At 61.7% G+C, this 17,985-nt stretch carries 16 protein-coding genes; 8 read left to right on the top strand and 8 right to left on the bottom strand.

Annotated features, from left to right (window positions below; all coding sequences use genetic code 11):
• Window positions 1-136: 136 nt before the first annotated feature.
• The 4 genes from VH599_17510 (at window position 137) to VH599_17495 (ending at window position 3,464) form a co-directional block, all read left to right on the top strand.
• Entirely contained in the window at window positions 137-901 is a 765-nt protein-coding gene (locus VH599_17510; GenBank protein ID HEY7350120.1) for an alpha/beta fold hydrolase, read from the top strand.
• Between the two features lie 156 nt (window positions 902-1,057).
• Window positions 1,058-1,858: a zinc ribbon domain-containing protein gene (locus VH599_17505; protein ID HEY7350119.1), complete on the top strand. Its 801-nt coding sequence runs from the start codon at window positions 1,058-1,060 to the stop codon at window positions 1,856-1,858.
• A 35-nt stretch (window positions 1,859-1,893) separates the two neighbouring features.
• Window positions 1,894-2,820 carry an ADP-ribosylglycohydrolase family protein gene (locus tag VH599_17500; GenBank protein ID HEY7350118.1) on the top strand — a complete coding sequence of 309 codons (927 nt, stop codon included), beginning with the start codon at window positions 1,894-1,896 and terminating at the stop codon, window positions 2,818-2,820.
• Window positions 2,821-3,026: 206 nt separating this feature from the next.
• Window positions 3,027-3,464: a BlaI/MecI/CopY family transcriptional regulator gene (locus VH599_17495; protein ID HEY7350117.1), complete on the top strand. Its 438-nt coding sequence runs from the start codon at window positions 3,027-3,029 to the stop codon at window positions 3,462-3,464.
• A 98-nt stretch (window positions 3,465-3,562) separates the two neighbouring features.
• On the opposite strand, the gene mnmE is transcribed toward VH599_17495, so the two are convergent.
• Genes mnmE through VH599_17475 form a run of 4 tightly spaced genes read right to left on the bottom strand, consistent with a single transcriptional unit; the run spans window position 3,563 to window position 7,795 of the window.
• Complete coding sequence (gene mnmE, locus VH599_17490; GenBank protein HEY7350116.1) at window positions 3,563-5,050, bottom strand: tRNA uridine-5-carboxymethylaminomethyl(34) synthesis GTPase MnmE; 1,488 nt, start codon at window positions 5,048-5,050, stop codon at window positions 3,563-3,565.
• A 15-nt stretch (window positions 5,051-5,065) separates the two neighbouring features.
• Window positions 5,066-6,058, bottom strand: coding sequence for a tetratricopeptide repeat protein (locus VH599_17485; protein HEY7350115.1), 993 nt, complete (start codon window positions 6,056-6,058; stop codon window positions 5,066-5,068).
• Between the two features lie 36 nt (window positions 6,059-6,094).
• A complete protein-coding gene (locus VH599_17480; protein ID HEY7350114.1) occupies window positions 6,095-6,676 on the bottom strand; it encodes a Uma2 family endonuclease in 582 nt (193 codons plus the stop codon).
• Window positions 6,677-6,718: 42 nt separating this feature from the next.
• Window positions 6,719-7,795 carry a ThiF family adenylyltransferase gene (locus VH599_17475; protein HEY7350113.1) on the bottom strand — a complete coding sequence of 359 codons (1,077 nt, stop codon included), beginning with the start codon at window positions 7,793-7,795 and terminating at the stop codon, window positions 6,719-6,721.
• Between the two features lie 253 nt (window positions 7,796-8,048).
• Between VH599_17475 and VH599_17470 the strand changes: the two genes are divergently transcribed.
• The 4 genes from VH599_17470 to VH599_17455 all read left to right on the top strand — a co-directional run bounded on the left by VH599_17470 (window position 8,049) and on the right by VH599_17455 (window position 11,350).
• Window positions 8,049-8,522, top strand: a complete 474-nt coding sequence (locus VH599_17470; GenBank protein HEY7350112.1) for a response regulator — start codon at window positions 8,049-8,051, stop codon at window positions 8,520-8,522.
• Between the two features lie 30 nt (window positions 8,523-8,552).
• Window positions 8,553-9,077, top strand: a complete 525-nt coding sequence (locus tag VH599_17465) for a response regulator transcription factor (protein HEY7350111.1) — start codon at window positions 8,553-8,555, stop codon at window positions 9,075-9,077.
• A 143-nt stretch (window positions 9,078-9,220) separates the two neighbouring features.
• Window positions 9,221-10,576 (top strand): glutamine synthetase family protein, encoded by a 1,356-nt coding sequence (locus tag VH599_17460; protein ID HEY7350110.1) that lies wholly within the window; start codon window positions 9,221-9,223, stop codon window positions 10,574-10,576.
• A gap of 9 nt (window positions 10,577-10,585) precedes the next feature.
• Window positions 10,586-11,350, top strand: a complete 765-nt coding sequence (locus VH599_17455; protein HEY7350109.1) for a glucose 1-dehydrogenase — start codon at window positions 10,586-10,588, stop codon at window positions 11,348-11,350.
• 27 nt (window positions 11,351-11,377) lie between these two features.
• Here the strand turns inward: VH599_17455 and VH599_17450 are convergent, their stop codons facing one another.
• The 4 genes from VH599_17450 to VH599_17435 form a co-directional block, all read right to left on the bottom strand.
• Window positions 11,378-12,349: a polysaccharide deacetylase family protein gene (locus VH599_17450; protein HEY7350108.1), complete on the bottom strand. Its 972-nt coding sequence runs from the start codon at window positions 12,347-12,349 to the stop codon at window positions 11,378-11,380.
• 26 nt (window positions 12,350-12,375) lie between these two features.
• Window positions 12,376-14,067: a serine/threonine-protein kinase gene (locus tag VH599_17445; protein HEY7350107.1), complete on the bottom strand. Its 1,692-nt coding sequence runs from the start codon at window positions 14,065-14,067 to the stop codon at window positions 12,376-12,378.
• Between the two features lie 71 nt (window positions 14,068-14,138).
• Window positions 14,139-15,917, bottom strand: a complete 1,779-nt coding sequence (locus VH599_17440; GenBank protein ID HEY7350106.1) for a serine/threonine-protein kinase — start codon at window positions 15,915-15,917, stop codon at window positions 14,139-14,141.
• A gap of 458 nt (window positions 15,918-16,375) precedes the next feature.
• Window positions 16,376-17,920 carry a serine/threonine-protein kinase gene (locus VH599_17435; protein HEY7350105.1) on the bottom strand — a complete coding sequence of 515 codons (1,545 nt, stop codon included), beginning with the start codon at window positions 17,918-17,920 and terminating at the stop codon, window positions 16,376-16,378.
• Window positions 17,921-17,985 lie beyond the last annotated feature (65 nt).

Below are 17,985 nucleotides of genomic sequence, written 5' to 3'. Positions count from 1 at the left end.
TAGTTCGCTATTGGTTTGGAACTATAAAACCACCAGCCCTTTGCTAACCCTGCTACCTGAAGCATCGTAATAACTACTGAAAAACGCTGCGCCAGAGGGCGCAAGCAGAAGCCCCCTTTTCCTGAAAGGACTGTTTGTGGCACGCTATGCAATTACCCCGGCAGAAGAAATTGCCGTTGGACCCAATGAAGTTCCCGCGATGCTTATTCGGCCTCGCGCCGACGGCCCCCAGCCCGCCGCTGTTATTCAGCATGGCTATGGGGCGGATAAAACCGATCTGCTGCCGCTGGGCGAATATCTGGCCGAGCGCGGCTTTATGGCGCTGCTTCCTGATGCCTGGGGGCATGGCGAGCGCATGCCCTTGCACGGCCCCAGCTATCTGAATACCCTGAGCGCCGATTTTATTGCCGAGACAGTGATTCGCAGCGCCGATGATATGAAAGCCTGCCTGGATTATCTCAGCGCGCGCCCGGATGTGCGCTCTGACGCCATCTCCGTTGGCGGCTTTTCAATGGGCGCGGGGATCGCTTTGATGACGGGCCTGCGTGATGCGCGCGTGGCGGCGGTAGTCTCGCTGGCCGGAGCCTCGCCCCAAGACCTGTTGCTGCTGCGCTTGCCGGGGCTGCCCCCGCCGGGCGAAGAGCTTCGGCGCTGGGCTGCTGCGCAAGACCTGGCCCACGACCTGGCGAACTATGCTCCGCGCCCACTGCTGCTGATTCATGGTCGCCAGGATGATATGGTTTCGCCCCAGGCGTCGCAGCGCATCTATGACACGGCCCTGCCGTTCTATCAGGATCATCCAGATCGGCTGGCGCTCAAATGGTATGAGGTCTCGCATATGATTACAGTACCCATGATTGTGGATGCGGTGGAGTGGATTGCGCCTTTTTTTGATCGCTAACGCGCGGCTTGCCCTGCTTTGCATGCTGGCTCAAATCGGCTATAATAGGCGAAGCCTGGCTCTGACCTGTCGGCCCACGACACCTGCCCAGGCGCTTGAGCATCCTGTTCGCCGCTCTGCGCGCTCTGGCAGAGCGGGCGATGAGGGAGTGTGTGTATGGGTTCTGATCCTTCGGCTCCACCGTGTCCCCGCTGCGGCACGCCATTTCCTATCACAGCGCGCGTTTGCCGTAGCTGTGGGCTGACCCAGGAAGTGGCGCAAGACCCGTTCTGGCGCTCATCTGTTGCTGCTGGCAATCAGCCGCAGAGCCAGTCTAACGCGGCTCAGCAGCCTTATGGGGCTGCGCCGCAGCCCGGAGACCCCTTCGCGCATGCGCGGCGCGGCCAGTCCTATCAAGCCTATTCAGCCGGTTACGCCGATGAACCGCCGCCCAAACGCCCCTTCTGGCGCTCGCTGTGGGCGCTGATGGTGGTATTTTTCCTGCTGCTGCTGGTGGTGGGTGTCAGCGCCTTCGCCATCTTTTACTATCCGAGTCTGTGCGCTGTCCAACAGCGCAATGAACTGCGCCAGGATATTCCGCTGCCCTGTGGCATCACGTTTCTCAAGCATCTGGACCGCTCCGCTAGCGGCACCACCGGCCCAGGCTCCGAGGAGTGGGTGTACACCGTGGATAGCCAGACCCCTGCGCAGATTGCCACCTTTTATCAACAGAGACTGACTAACTCGGAGTACGGTTGGACTTTGCCCTCTGCCGTCCAGGGAACAGAAAGTGACGCCGTTCTGGGCTGCAAAGCTTCCACTGTTACGTTGATCAGAGGCAGCCAGCAGTCGGTGAAAGAAGGTGAGTTTGTTTTTGATCCGCCAGCCAGAGGCTCGCTGCTGCTCATTATTCTGGCGCCGCTGAAGAATCTCGCCCCGCAGATACAGCAGGCATGCACATTGAGCCAGGGGGCATGATTTGAGGGGCGGCGCTCCACTGCTGAGGAACAGGTATGTCTGGAACATTGCCCTCTCTTGATCGCTGTCAGGGGGTGCTGCTGGGGCTGGCGGTGGGAGACGCGCTGGGCGCGCCGCTGGAGTTCAAGGGGGCTGAAGAGATTCTGCGCGACTACGGCGGGCCGGTGCGCAATATGCTGGGCGGTGGGTTTCTCGGCTGGGGCCTGGGCGAGTGGACCGACGATACAGCGATGGCCGTCTGTATCGCTGAAAGCATTCTTTCTCAGGGACGCTTTGATCCCGCCGATGTAGCCGAACGCTTTCTGCGCTGGTTTCAATCCGGCCCCCGCGATGTCGGCAATACGATCTCCGTTGCCATGCGCGCGCTGGCAAGCGGAGAACGCTGGGACCGCGCTGGCCGCTGGGCGCATGACCACCTGGGCGGCAGAACGGCGGGGAATGGGGCGATCATGCGCTGCGCGCCGATAGCCTTGCTGGATTACCGGACCCCTGAACGCCTCATGGAAGATAGCCTGAATAGCGCGCTGATCACCCATTGGGACGAACGCGCGCGCTATGGGGCCGCCGCGCTCAATCTGGCGATAGCCGCGCTGATTCAAGAAGGACCGCCATCAGGTGCGCTGCGCAGTGCGGCTGATGGCGTGCGGGTGGCCTGCCCGGAGGTGGCAGCCCTCTTTGAGACTGCGGGCGCGGGCGAACGCGCCGATCTCTGCCCCAGCGGCTTCAGCAACGATACGCTGCGCCTGGCCCTCTGGTGCTTTGTGCGCACCGAAAGCTTTGAGGAGGCGCTGATCGCCGCCGTCAACCTTGGCGGGGATGCCGATACCGGCGGCGTGGTCTGTGGCGCGCTGGCCGGCGCGCACTATGGCCTCTCGGCTATTCCGGCCCGCTGGCTGGAGCCGCTGCATGACCGCGAGCGGCTCTTGCGCCTGGCCGCGCAGATTGCCCGTCTGGCTGGCTAGTAAAATGGCCTATCTCCCTGCCCGAAGAGTTGACTCTCTGCCGCTCCCATGCTATACTCGCCCCACGAGAAAAGAACGAATGAGCTACTGGACGGATGCCCGCTTGCAAGCTGCCTCGCCAGAAACGTAGGCAGCCCCGGCGTATCTGTTGAGTGGCGCCAGCGATTGAAATAGGCAGCCGAATTAAGAGAGGGAGCCAGGGGATTATGGCACAGGACATCAAATTGGCCTTTCGACCCGACCGGCAGGGTATGCAGAAGCTGCTCGGCGAGCTGGAAGCCGAAGTGATGGAGGTCGTCTGGGAACGCGGGGAATGCACTGCTCGCGTCGTCCATGAACACCTCCAACACACCAGCCGCTCCCTGGCGTACTCCACGATCAAGACGGTGCTGGAACGCCTCTCTGAGAAGCGCCTGCTGTCGCGCCAGAAGGTTGATAACGCTTACGTCTATCGCCCCGCCTCCAGCAAAGCCGAGTTCACGACGCGCGCGATGCAGCGCATCGTTGATAGCCTGCTTGACAGCTTCCCTGAGCCGGTAGTTGATCACCTGCTCTATCGCATTGACCACGCGACGCCTGAGCAGCGCAGGCGCCTGGAGCATCTGGTGGCCCGCGTGCAAGCGACCCAGCGTAACGGCGCATGAGCCTTTTCTGTGTAGCGCCGCCTTCCAGGCGGCTCGACTATTAGCCGCCTGGAAGGCGGCGCTACAAGTGACAACCGCTGGCATTCAGGGGATGTGGTTCACTTCCCCAGGCAGAAATCGTGGAAGATGCGCTCCAGCAGGTCTTCGGTGGCGGTTTCGCCGGTGATTTCGCCCAGCGCGTTGGCCGCGCCATGCAGGTCTATAGCGACGAAATCGAAGGGCAGCCCTTGCTGAAGCGTTTCCAGCGCCCCGCTGAGATGCTCTGCTGTGCGGCGCAGGGCGTCGCGGTGGCGCGTGTTTGTGACCAGCGCCTCTTCATCGGATGCGCGTCTGACCTGCCCGGCCAGCGCCTGGGCGCGCATCTGCTCCTCCAGCGCCTCCAGTCCGTCCTGCGTAATCATCGAGGTGCGCACGACGGGCGCGTCCGGCCAGTGAACCGTCGCCTCTCTCTCCGCAAGCCGCTGCGGCAAGTCGCTTTTGTTGAGGACGACGATGACTGGCCGCCCGGCGCGCGCGCCGTCGGCCTCTGACGCCGGATGGCCGCGCGCCTCATCCTGAAGCGCGGGGTCGCTGCGGCCAAAGCCCAGGGCATGCAGCGCCGCGCTCACCGCTTCGTCCCGTTCGTTCAGGGGTTCGCTGGCGTCCAGCACCAGCAGCACCAGATCGGCGGCGCGCGCGGCGGCGCGGCTGCGCTGCACGCCGATCTGCTCGATGGGATCGCTGGTTTCGTTGATGCCAGCCGTATCAATCAACTGTACAGGAATGCCGCGCACGTTGGCGTACTCCTCAACGGTGTCGCGGGTCGTTCCGGCAATAGGGGTGACGATGGCGCGCTCGGCGCGCAGCAGGGCGTTGAGCAGGCTGGACTTGCCGACATTGGGCCGCCCGATGATCGCCACGCGCAGCCCCTCTCGATAGAGACGCCCCTGTTCTGCCCCGGCCAGCAGCCGCGCCACCCGTCCCGCTGCGGCTTCGATGCTGGCCCGCAGACGCTCAGGCTCTGGCGCGGAGACATCATCGGGAAAATCAATGCTGGCCTCGATCTGCGCCAGCGCGCCCAGCGTATCCTGGCGCGCCGCCTGGACCTGCTCCGAAAGCCGCCCGCGCAGTTGCGCCAGCGCCAGACTCAGGCTCTCATCGGTGCGCGCGCCGATCACGTCCATGACTGCTTCGGCCTGAGCCAGATCGATGCGGCCATTGAGGAAGGCTCGCAAAGTCATTTCGCCAGGATTTGCCAGCCGCGCGCCCTCACTGAGCGCGGCGTCCAATATGCGGCGCAAGACGAGCGGCCCGCCATGCCCTTGAATCTCGACCACATCTTCGGCGGTATAGCTGTGGGGGCCGCGCATAAAGGCCAGCAGCGCCTCATCCAGCGTCTGGCCTGTGCGCGGCTGAATAGCATGACCGTAATAGAGCCGGTGTGATTCCGGCTGCCAATCGGCGGCGTCCTGATGCTTGCCGGAGCGGCGGAAGATGCGCCGCGCAATCGCCAGCGCCTCTGGCCCGCTGACGCGCACGATGCCGACGCCCCCGATGCCAGGGGGCGTCGCAATGGCGGCAATCGTATCGTTGGCGTTTGTTTGCATAATGAATCTATGATGCTAGCTGTTGTGCTCCAGCCTGGCAATTCCTTCCAATTCCCTGGAGGCGACTCCCATTGCCCATTGCATATCTATCTCTTTTGCCTGATCGTATGCCTGCTCGAAATACGAGCGCGCTTGAGCAAGTTCCTGCTGCTGTTGATACAAGGCGCCAAGCGAGAGCATACAGATCATTTGCGCGACAGGCGTATCCAGCTCCTGGGCGATGGCATAGGCCACCTGGTAATGCGTTGTCGCCTGGGGCAGATGCTGCTGCGCCAGGAGCACATCACCAACGGCAATGTGGGAGAGCGGGAGCAGGATTTTGTAACCGGCGCCTTCCCGCAAGGTCAGCGATTCTGTAAACAGGGTCAGCGTCTTCTCAAGATCGCCCGCTTCCTGAGCGAGACCCGCCAGATGGCGCAGGGCATAGGATTGCTCGATCTGGTAGCCACTCTCCTGGGCAATCGCCAGCGCTCTGGTATAATAGCTTTCCGCTTCGCCCGGCTGCTGCCAGCGTTCATGAATCAGGCCGATATAAAATAATGACTCGGCAATACCCCGCCGATCTTCCAGCTTCTCTCGCCGGGCCAGAGCTTGCTGAAAGTAATCCAGGGCTTGTGTATAGTCGCCTTCGCTGCCATGCACCGTCTTGTTGTAAGCCGCTTGCCCAAGGAGCTGAAGCGCGTCTGCGCTGCCGCCCTCATCCCCGATGGAGGTTGCCAGCCCCTGGGCGCGCAGCAAGGTGGAGGCCGCAGCCTCATAGCCACTGTTGGCATAAAATCCTTTGGTAACGAGCAGCTTGCCTTGCTGAAGCAGCAGCTTTGCCCGGCTGTCGTCCAGCCTCTGTTCTTCGGCTGCATCTTCCAGGAGCAGGGCGCCAGCTTGGAGGGCGGTGAGAGCCGCATCCAGCTTGCCCAGACGGTAATAGGCTTCGGCGATCTCGCACACGGCGCCGATAGCGGTTTGATAGTCCTCGATGAGTCTGTCGAGAGAAGCGTCAGATGCTGTCAAAAAGAACCTCCTGTTCAATGGCTGTCAATACCTCGATCAGTCCTCTGCCGACCCTTCTGAGAACACCACGTCTCGATAAGCCTCGGCAACGGGAAAACGCACGCCCAAACTTGCCAGTTCCACCTCATCGCCTGGCCCAAAGGGATGCAGCGTCCAGAGGCTATCGGTCTCGCGGCGATAGACCTCTATCGCCTGGCGCTGCGTGTCCACCAGGACATATTCTTGCAGCGTCGGGCAGGCGCGATAGTACCCAAACTTCCTGCCCCGATCATAGGCTTCTGTGCCGGGGGAGAGGACTTCAACTGCCAGGCGCGGATACTGGATGGTATCGGCCTGCCCGCGATCTCGCGGATCGCAGCTTACCGAGGCATCCGGGTAGACATAGCGCGTCTCGGATAGACGGACCCGCAAATCAGAGTTATAGATACGGCATGGGTCGCTCAGGCGGCTATGGATGGCGCTCATCATATTGAAACTGATGGTGGCGTGATCGGCGGTTCCCCCGGCTAGCAGATAGGGGTGGCCGTCAATAAACTCATAGCGGGCCTCGCTGCTGCTGCGATCAAGAGCCAGATAGTCCTCGATGCTCATCGCTGTTCGATGCGGTTCAGCAACCATCGTATCCTGCCTTTCGGTTTAGCTGGGGTCACGCGCAGTCGGCTACGCGCCGATATAGCGGGCGTAGAGCGAGCGGGCGATAGCCTGATCGTCGGTGCCTTTGATGATCGCGCGGGCATCGGGAAAGACGGTGAACTCGTAGCCATCCACGCGGAAGCGCAGCAGGAAGTCGTTGAAGTTCACTTCGCCCACTTCGCGCAGCCGCTCAGCCAGCAGCGCAAAGTTCATCGCTGGCGCGTCGTGTCCATTGTCGGCGCGACGCGGCGGGCGCACCTGCACAGCGTTGCGCCCACAGAGCGACGCGCTCTGCCCGCCGCTGGCGTCGTCAAGAAATTCGTAATGGCCCTGGCCGCAGACAGGACAGTCGGGCATGCGCGGGATTTCCATCTGGTCCTGCGTATTTTCCCAGAGGTCCATCCAGAGCATGGCGCGGTTGATCTTTTCTGCCCGGCCCAGCAGGATTTTGAGGGCTTCGGTGGAGGCAATCGAGGCGACAGCGCCGACGATGCCGTTGAGGACACCAGCCGTATCGCAGGTGGGCGTCGTGCCGGGCAGGGGCATCTCCGGGAAGACACAGCGCAGGCAGGCCGTATCGCCTGGCAGGATATTCATGGTGACGCCATAGGAGGCGATTACGCCGCTGTAAATCCAGGGCTTGCCCGCTTTGACGCAGGCATCGTTGAGCAGATAGCGCGTCTCGAAATTATCCGTACCGTCCATCACCAGATCGACGCTGGCAACGATGGCCTCGATATTATCTACGTTGATGTCTTCGGCCAGCGCCGTAATCTCGATTTCAGAATTGATGCGCCGCAGCCTTGCGCTGGCGGCAATGGCTTTGGGCAGGTTGCGCGCCAGATCATCTTCATCGAAGAGTACCTGACGCTGGAGGTTGTTGGCCTCGATAAAATCGCGGTCCGCAATCGTCACATGGCCGACTCCGGCGCGCGCCAGGTTATTTGCCAGCACTGTACCCAGCGCGCCGCAGCCAATAATCGCCACGCGCGAGGCGAGCAAGCGCCCCTGGCCTTCGCGGCCAATGCCAGCGAAGAGCGTCTGGCGAGCATAGCGGTCCGCTAGAGAGGGAGGAGCAGTATCTGGTAGTATCTTGTCATTCATAGGTCGGCTCTGCCTCGCTGATGTGTGCGCCAACGTATGCGAACGCATTACGAAGGATGCCTGCGCGCCTTCGAGCAGGAAACGGGATAGAACGATCTTTCCACACTGCTCATTGTAACACAGTGGCATCCAGAGAACTGAAGATTTGGCGGCTGATGTGAGCTATGCTACAATACGGACACGATGAGTCCACTCTCTTGTGGCGCGCGTCTTTGCGCGGCAGCTTCCGCAAGGGGCGGCAGAGGAGGAACTTGTGTCACAGGCGCCATCTGATACGCCGGGGGATAGACGCCAGCCGAACAATCCTAAAAAGGTGCTGGTGATTGACGACAATCCAACCATTGTCGAACTGGTGAAATACGCCGTTCATTTGCAAGGGAATTACGAGGTGGTGGCGGCGTATGATGGTGAGGAAGGGCTGCGGCGCTTTTATCAAGAACGTCCCGATTGCGTGATTATTGATGTCAAGATGCCGCGCATAGACGGCTATCAACTGGTGCGCTGCCTGCGCGGAGATGCCAACAGCGCGCAGGTTCCCTTGATTATCCTGAGTGCGATGATTCGAGAGGAAGACCAGGCGCGCGGCTATCTTTCAGGGGTTGATGAATACCTGACCAAGCCGTTTAAGCCAGCGGCCCTGGGCGCTGCGCTGGAACGTGTAATGAAGATCACCGCCGAGCAACGCTATCAACGTATGCGTGATCTTGCCGCGCGATACAGAGGCTAGACCAGCCAATTTTACTGTTGAGGATGAGCTATGGAGCAGCAATCAAAGACACGGCAAGAGGCCCAGCAGGAGTCAGTGCATCAGGGGGAGTGGCAAATGGAGAGTGTCCTGTTTGTTGATCCAGAGAGCGACATGCACGAACAGATGGAGCAGATGCTGCAAGACCTCTTTGTGCTGCGCCATGCCAGGACGGCAAGAGAGGCCTGGGACGCGCTTGGGCGCCAGCTTCCGGGCCTGATGATCAGTGAAGTGGACTTGCCCGATCAGAACGGGCTGGAACTCTGCGAGCAGGTGCGCGCCAATCAGGCAGCCGCCGGTCTGCCGATTCTGCTCTTGACGACGCGCGCGGGGATCGGCGATAAAGTCGCCGGATTTATGGCCGGGGCAGATGATTATGTGGTCAAGCCAATTGATCCGCGCTTCTTTAGCGCGCGCGTTCGCTTGCTCTTCCGCTTGAAAGCCCTGGACCAGAGGCCCTCGCAGCAGGGCACCCTTTCGCCTCCACCCTCTCCCTCTTCGCCTCCGCCCCAGCCAGAAGACTTTCAGGGAGAATAATCGCCTTGTAAGCGTTGCTCCTCTCGGCTATAGTTATGCTACTCGATACGATGGCGAATGGCAGCATCCCTTTATTTTCGTTCGCTTGCTGACACCCTGGCGCAGAGGTCGTATACCCGGTGCAAGAGGAGGAGCTTATGGCGATGGCAGCCGATATTGAGCGTATCATTCAGGAACATCAGATTCATACCGTCAAGATTGGTATGCCGGATATGGACGGCGTGTTTCGCGGCAAACGGGTACCGCGCGATAATTTTCTCGCTGGCCTGGACGACGGTTTCGCCCAGTGCGATGTCCTCTTTGGCTGGGATATTGCCGAGGATTTGATCCCCAATTTGCGCTTTACCGGCTGGGATACCGGCTATCCTGATGTCTGGATGAAGCCCGATCTCTCCACCTTTGGGATCGTCCCCTGGGACACAGGCGTTGCCCAGGTGATCTGCGATTTTGTGGGTGAGCATGGCGAACCGATCACCATCTCGCCGCGCGCTGTCTTGCAGCGCGTGATAGACCGCGCGGCGGCGCGTGGCTATCTGGTGGAATTGGCGATTGAGCTAGAGTTCCGCCTCTTCCGCGAGACGCAGCAATCTCTGCGGGAGAAGCATTGGCGCGATCTGACGCCGCTTAGCCCGACCAATAGCTGCTATAGTGTCTTCCGCTCCAGCGGCGACGATTTTCTGCTGGGGCCGATCATGCGCCAGATGAACGAGGCGGGCATTGCCGTGGAAGGCTATAACCGCGAGCATGGGCCGGGGATGTATGAGATGAACCTGCATCACGCGCCAGGCGTGGCCGCCGCTGATCGAGCGATGCTTTTCCGCAACGGGGTCAAAGAGATTTGCACGCAGAGTGGTATGACGGCCTGCTTTATGGCGAAGTGGAATCACGAACAGGATGGCAGCAGCGGCCATTTGCACCAGAGCCTCTGGGACGCCGCTGGCAAGAATATTTTCTACGACCAGGCCGCGCCCCACCATCTCAGCGACGCGCTGAAACAGTATTCGGCGGGCGTGCTGAAGCTGCTGCCCGATTTCCTGGCTCTGTACGCGCCCAATATCAATTCGTATAAGCGTTTTATGGTGGGGACATGGGCGCCGACGACAGCCACCTGGGGCATCGAAACGCGCACGACGGCGCTGCGCCTGGTGCCAGGCGCGATGAAGGCGACGCGCCTGGAAAACCGCGCGCCAGGGGCCGACACCAACCCCTATCTGGCAATGGCGGCTTCGGTGGCGTCGGGCCTGTATGGGCTGGAGCAAAAGCTGGAGATGCCCCCGGCGGCGCGGGGCAACGCCTACGCGCTTTCAGCGGAGGAAGCGCCGCCCCTGCCGCGCACGCTGGAGCAGGCGATTGAGCGTTTCAATCGCAGCGATCTGGCGCGCGAGTTTTTTGGCGAGGAGTTTGTCGAACACTATGTCGCTATGCGCCGCTGGGAAGTGGAGTGCTACAATAAAGTGGTTGATGAATGGCAGCGCGAACGCTATTTCGAGATGGTCTAGAGGATACGCATGCGATTAGCCAATAAAGTAGCGATCATTACCGGCGCGGGCAGCGGCATGGGCCGCGCGGCGGCGTTGCTCTTTGCGCGTGAGGGCGCAAAAGTGGCGGTGGCCGACCTGGACACGAAAACGGGCGAAGAGACGGTGGCCGAGATTCGCTTGGCGGGCGGCGACGCGCTGTTTGTGCCGGTGAACGTGGCCGATGAAGCGCAGGTGCGGCGCATGGTCGCGGCGACCGTCGAGCGTTTCGGGGCGCTGCACATCCTCTATAACAATGCGGGCATCATGCCTGCCGATGACGGCTCTGTCACCGATATAAGTGAGCAAACGTGGGATAAGGTGCTGGATGTGAACCTCAAAAGCGCCTTTTTCTGCTGCAAATACGCTGTTCCTGAGATGGTGAAGACTGGCGGCGGCTCGATCATCAATATCGCCTCGTTCGTCGCGCTGCTGGGCTGCACTGTGCCGCAGGATGCCTACACGGCCAGCAAAGGCGGGATGATCTCGCTGACGAAATCGCTGGCGGTGCAATATGCCAGGCAGGGGATTCGCGCCAACGTCATCTGCCCGGGGCCGATTGAGACGGCGCTCTTGCGTACCCTCTGGACCAGCGAGGAAGAGCGCAGCAAGCGGCTGAACCGTATCCCCCTGGGCCGCTTTGGCGCGCCGGAAGATATTGTCTATCTGGCGCTCTATCTGGCCTCCGATGAGGCAAGCTGGACCACCGGAGCCGTGATGGTCGTGGATGGCGGCATCACTTCTCATTATTTCTGAGCGCGTCTGGCAAAACTGGCGCGTGGGCTATTGCGTGTACCGCCGCCGTCCCTGGCGGCGAACCGCTGGCCTGAGCAAACGTTCGCGCTGACAAGCAGCCTTTGCCTCTGCGCCCCCTTCGCCAGCCTCCCTGCTGGCGCCGCACGCGCAAAGCTGCTCTTTAACCGGATTTGGTTTGAGACTCTCCTGAGCCAGTTGAGCGTTGCTGCCTGACGTCAGGTGGACCAGCAGTTGCGGGATGGTCACAAAGGTAAAGCCGCGCTTCTGCAATTGTTCGATGATGGTGGGCAGCGCCTTTACCGTTTGTGAGCGGTCCCCACCGCCATCGTGCATCAGAATGATAGCCCCGTTCTTCGCGTTGACGCGCACCGTACTGATGATGGAGCCGACGCCAGGGCGCGCCCAATCATGGGGGTCAATGTTCCATAAGATCGTCGAGAGCTTGAGCGAGTGCGCGATGTCAAGTACCTGGCGATTATAGGCTTCGTAGGGTGGGCGGAACACATAGGGGTGAACGCCTGTCACCTGCTGGATGATATTGCGCGTATTGGTAAGCTGCTGAGTGATCTGATGGGCGCTCAGCGTGGTGAGATCGAGGTGATTCCAGGTGTGATCGCCCACTGCATCCCCAGCAGCCACCACTGCGCGCGCCAGATCGGGATAACGCTGCACCCATATACCCAGCATAAAGAAGGTTGCCAGGACGTGATAGTGCTGGAGGACATTGAGGATCGCGCGGGTGTAGCCAGCGGAAGGGCCATCATCAAAGGTCAGGGCGATTTCGTGCAGTTTCGGATTGCCATGCGCCGCCAGATACACCAGCGGGGGCGGGGGCGTGGGGGTTGGTGTGGGCGTAGGTGTGGCGGTTGGCCTGGCTGGCTGCTGCGCCAGACTCGATGGTCTGCTGTCGCTAATGACCAGCAGCGTCAGCAGCACAGCAACTAAGATAGCAAGAAACAGAAAGCGGCGATAAAACGGCGGCGGTTGGCGAGCAGCCATAGGTCGCCTCCTTGATCAATCAGGATTCAGGTCAGGAATGTGAAGCTCTGCTCCATCTGTGTGAAGTACTGGCGGCGATTGCTGTCAAAGCTGCCTGTGGTCGAGGCGTAAGAGAGCAGATAGAGCTGGCCCTTATAGACTATCGTTTCGACGATGGCGTGAGCGATGCCGCCAAAACTGTCGCACTCCTCCCGTGTCCACTGCTGCCCGGCGAGAGTGACGGTGGTGTGGCCGTTGGTGGTAGCCCCAAAGACAACGCAGAAAGCGTCGTCGTTGGAGCCGGTATCTGATGATTGCGCAGAGCCACCGTTGACGACTTGCACCACCTGGCTCGCCGGTCCGTCGAACTCTTCGCCTGAGCCATTCACCGTAATGGCTGCCTTCATTGACCAGCCGGACGCAGTTGGATAAATGATGCTGAAGCTGTGATCGGTGTGCGTGTAGAGCTTGAAGCCAGTTGGGATCGGCCCTGTCGTCGGTGTGGGCGTCGTCTGGAGGTTTGCGCCGAGAGAACCGAAGGGGCCGTTCCCCGTCAGGCCGAGCGCGAGCAGCATACCGCCCAGCAGCACGACCAGCGCCAGAGCCGAGATCAGCGCGATCAGGCCGGTTTTCTTCTTCCGGGGCGGCGGCTTTATCGGAAGCGCCGGGCTGACAATGGGCTGGCTCGACGGGGCCATGCTCCCAGGCGGCGGGCCATAATTGCTGGCGGGCCTGGTGTCATAGGAGCCGGGGGAAGATGCTGGCGTGGGCGCCGCGCTGCTCTGCTCGTAGGGGGTCGCCAGGTCAGCGTAATGTGACGACGCGGGCGGGGGAAATGACGCCCCCGCCGGCGGCTGGATAAATTGGTTTGATGGCTGCCAGGCAGGCGCGCTTGACGCCGGAGAAGAAGCGGCTTCTGCCTGGGCCTCCTGTACGGCTCGCGCCAGCGCCTGGGCGCTCTGGAAGCGTTCATCGCGGTCTTTCGCCAGCGCCGTTTGCAGCGCCTCCACGATGCGCGGGGAAAGGCTGGGGTTGAGCGTGCGCGGATCGGGCAGGGGCGCGGTGGTGTGCTTCATCAACACCTGAAGCGGGGTGCTGCCTGAATAGGGGACCGAGCCGGTAAGCATCTGGTAGAGGACAATGCCCAGGCTGTAGATGTCGCTGCGCGTGTCGGCCTGCCCCATCGCCTGTTCCGGGGCCATATATTCGGCTGAGCCGACGCCCGCTCCGGTGGCCGTAATCGTCTTTTCGCTGCGATCACGGGCGATGCCAAAATCGGCCAGCAGGACGTGCGTATGCTGCTGCAAAAGGACGTTCTGCGGCTTGATGTCGCGGTGGATGATGCCCTGGCTGTGGGCGTAGTGGACCGCGCCGCACAACTGGGTGAACAGAGGCCGCGCCTCTTCCAGAGGCAGCGGCCTGTTGCGCTGCCTGATGAGATCGCGCAGCGTGCCTTCGCGGACGAGCGGCATCACCAGATAGAGCGCCTGGTCTTCTTCGCCAAACTCGATGAGCGGCAGGATGTTGGGATGCGAGAGGCGCGAAATGGACTGGGCTTCGCGCAGAAAGCGGGCGCGAAACTCTTCTTTTTCGCTGAAGCCGGGGCGGATTACTTTCACGGCGACCTCGCGGCTAAAGGCGGTCAACTGCCTGGCGCGATAGACTTCGGCCATGCCGCCGCTGCCGATCTGCTCGACCAGTTCGTAATCCCCCAGGCGCGTCCCCTCTAGTCCTGCCATAGAACGTCTTCTCCTGGCTGAGTGCCAGCATCATAGTGATGAACATTAGCGCCTACTGATGAGAGCAGGGACTAGACGGTATAAACAAACTGCCATAATGGACTGAAAGACCCCTGGCCCCCTGAGCCTACGGATGCGACCTTCCAGCAGCCCGCTTGCTTGCCTACAAAGTCGAATGTGTAGCTGGTTCCGGTTACCGTTACCGGTGAGTAGGCGGTAAGTGGATCGGAGCACGAATTGCCTCCCGCGAAGTAGATTTGTACGACGTATGAAGTTGCGCCATACACAGATCGCCAGGTAAGGGTGGTTGTACGAGGGAAATTACTGAACGACGCCCCATTCGCTGGGGAGAGTAGCGCTGGCGGTGGTGGAATGGCTGGTGGCGTTGGAGTATGCGTCGGCGTTGGCGTCGGCGTGCGCGTCGGGGTTGGCGTGGGCGTTGGTGTGGCGGTGGCCGTCGCCGTCGCGGTGGCTGTCGCTGTGGGTGTGGCTGTTGGCTGAGCCGTCACCGTCACGCCGCCCTGATTGGCGGTCTGGCCGTTGGATTTTGAGCCAAACAGGCCATAGGCGACGGCCACCGAAGAGAGAATCACGGCCAGGACCAGCGCGCCTATCAGCGCGGCAATGAGCGGGCCACGCCTGCGCCGGGGACCGGACGGCGGAGGAAACTGGCCCCCGCCAGCATAGGGCGGCGGGCCAGCGCGCCCCCGCTGCTGCCAGCCCGCGCCGGTCATTGCCGCTCTGCCGCCTGTGGTATTCCAGGTAGGCTGATCGTAGTCTGCCCCTTCAGGCGAAACGTTGGCCCAGCCTGCGGGCGGTCCCTGGCGGCCAGTCGCGCCGGTCATGCCGCCTGGCCCGACCGGCGCGGGGCCGCTGGGAAACTCTTGCGGCGGCCCCTCAACCGGCATATCCCTGAAATCCTGTCCATGCCAGGTGGTCTGTTTAGTCAGCGACTTGGGTGGGGGCGCAATCGAGATCGGCGGCTGATGAGCGCCAGCGGCTCCAGCCGCGCCCGCCGCTGCATCGGGCCGCACTTGCTGGACCGCGCGCCCCAGCGCCTGCGCGCTGTGAAAGCGACGATTCGGGTCTTTCGCCAGCGCGCTTTGCAACACCTGCACGATCTCGGCGGGCAGGCTGGGGTTCAACAGGCGTGGATCGGGCAGCGCGTCATTGGTATGCTTCATCAAGACCTGGAAGGGGGTGCTGCCCGAATAGGGGACGGAGCCGGTGAGCAACTGATAGAGAACGATGCCCAGGCTGTAGATGTCGCTGCGCGCGTCGGCCTGGCCGATAGCCTGTTCTGGCGCCATGTATTCGACAGTGCCAATGCCCGCGCCTGTGGTCGTCATATGCTGCGTTTCTGCGGTATCGCGCGCGATGCCAAAGTCAGCGAGCAGGACATGGGAGCGCCGCTGAAGCAGCACGTTCTGAGGTTTGATGTCTCGATGGATGATGCCTTCTTCGTGGGCGTACTGTACGGCCTCGCACAACTGGGTGAAAATAAGGATGGTTTCATCCAGCGCCAGCGGGCCGTTGCGCTGCTTGAGCAGATCGCGCAGCGTACCCTCGCGGGCCAGTGGCATGACGAGATACAGCGTTTCGTTTTCTTCGCCAAACTCGATGAGCGGCAAAATATTGGGATGCGAGAGCTTGGAGACAGCCTGGGCCTCTCGCAGAAAACGCTCACGAAATGAGCTATTTTCGCTGAAACCCACGCGAATGATCTTGATCGCTACCTCGCGGCCAAAGGCGGTAAGCTGCCTGGCGCGATAGACCTCGGCCATCCCGCCGCTCCCAATCCGCTCGATAAGCTCATACGCGCCCAGGCGCGTCCCTTCCAGGCCAGCCATACAAAACCCTCCTGCCCGCAGCAGCGATACATACCGTGAGCCGCTCTACCGGCTCTGTATTTTTGCAGGTTTGATTATAGCATACCTCTGTTAGCCTGTCTGCGAGATCGCTCACTATTTCGGCATGCCGCACCCGGATGGAAGCAGCATACTTGTAGCGCCGCCGTCCCTGGCGGCTGAACGCTCGCCGCCAGGGACGGCGGCGGTACACGCGGCGGCCTCTTGCGTGTACCGCCAGCCTCCGTGCTGGCGCGGGCGGGGGTGTGGCGCAGCCTGCGCCCGCTGCCCCTCGAACAACTCTCAGGGAAAGCGTGCTGTCGCAGCGGCGCTACAGATGATGAGGGGCCAGGGCCGCCTTAGAGCGCCTCACACAACCTCCGCACGAGCAGGGGCGGGGTTGTAGCGCCGTCCTTCCAGGCGGCAGGGGTGGGGCCAACCGTTGGTTTTGTGAGGCATTCTTATGAGCCAGTCGTTGGGGTGGGCGATTCCGAAGGCGTTGTAGGGCCAGGTGTCGGGCTGGACTCAGGGGACGATGGTGGGCTGGGCGATGGGCCAGGCGATGGCGTAGTCGGCGAAGGCTCCGGTGTGCCTGGCGACGGAGACGGAGACGGGGAAGGCTCTGGTGTGGTTGGCGATGGTGATGGCGGCGGATATGTTGGCGTTGGTGTCGGTGTATTGGTTGGCTGCGACGTGGGCGTGGGCGATGGCGTGACTGGTTGCCCGCCAGAACTGCCTGCGCTGGGGCGCAGCCATCCCAGGCCGAAGTAACCATAGGCAATGGAAGAAACGGCGATCACTAAGACGAGCGCGACGATCAGCGCGACCAGCAGCGATCCGTGTCCGCGCCTGTGGTCGTGGTCGTCGGGCGGGCCTCCTCCTCCGGGCGGCGGGCCATCATAGCCGGGCGGCTGACCACCGCCAGCCTCATGGTGTCGCCAGAAGTCGTCCTGTCCGGCCCAGGTGGGCGCGTCGTGCCATGCCTCTCTCTGAGGGGGCTGACCGGGCCAGCCGCGTTCGGCTACAGGCGGTATGACCAGCGGCCCAGCAGGAGGCGCTCCTGTGGGCGCCGCGTTGCCGCTCTGATAGGGTCGAGTCGCCAGGGTTTCTGACGATGCTGACGGGATGGCTCCTGGGCCGCCCGGCCAGATGGCCTGACCAGCAGCCTGCGGGAATTTGATGATGCCACTCGCTTGCTGAACGGCCTGCCTGAACGCCGCTGCGCTCACGAAGCGGTCCTGCGGTTCTTTTGCCAGGGCTATCTGGAGCGCCTGAACAAGCTCAGTTGAGAGGTTAGGGGCATACCTGCGCGGGTCGGGCATAGGCTCGCTCGTTTGATTGAAGAGGACATGCAGGGGTTCGCTGCCTGAATAGGGCGTTGCCCCCGTCAACATCTGGTAGAGAACGACGCCCAGGCTGTAGATGTCGCTGCGCGCGTCGGCCTGGCCGACGGCCTGCTCAGGAGCCATGTATTCGATAGCGCCAGGGCCAGCTCCGGCCAGCGTCATGTGGCTGGCGAAGCGGTCACGAGCGATGCCAAAGTCGGACAGCAGGACGTGGGAGCCTCGCTGAAGCAAGATGTTCTGCGGCTTAATGTCGTGGTGGACAATGCCCTGATCGTGGGCATATTGCACCGCATTGCAAAGCTGCGCGAAGAGCGGCATGGCTTCGGCGCCTGGGAGCGCCTCGCCGCGCCGCTGGAGCAGGTCGCGCAGCGACCCTTCATGGACGAGCGGCATCACCAGATACAGTGTCCCGTTTTCTTCGCCAAAATCGAGCAGGGGTAGGATGTTGGGATGCGAGAGCTGCGAAATGGCGGTTGCCTCGCGCAAAAAGCGGGCGCGAAACGTTGGGTCTCCCGTATAGTCTGGACGGATCACTTTCAGCGCGGCTTCACGGCCAAGGGCGCTCAGTTGTTTGGCGCGGTACACTTCGGCCACGCCACCGCCACCAATGCGCTGGATTATTTCATAGGGTCCGAGTCGCGTGCCTTCTAAACCAGCCAAAGAATATGATGCCTTCCCGCCTCGCGGAGAGGGAATACGCTATACCATAATCACCTGCTTTGTGC

This window comes from Ktedonobacterales bacterium (assembly GCA_036557285.1).
Classification (GTDB): domain Bacteria; phylum Chloroflexota; class Ktedonobacteria; order Ktedonobacterales; family DATBGS01; genus DATBHW01.
This window is presented reverse-complemented; position numbering and strand designations above follow the sequence as displayed.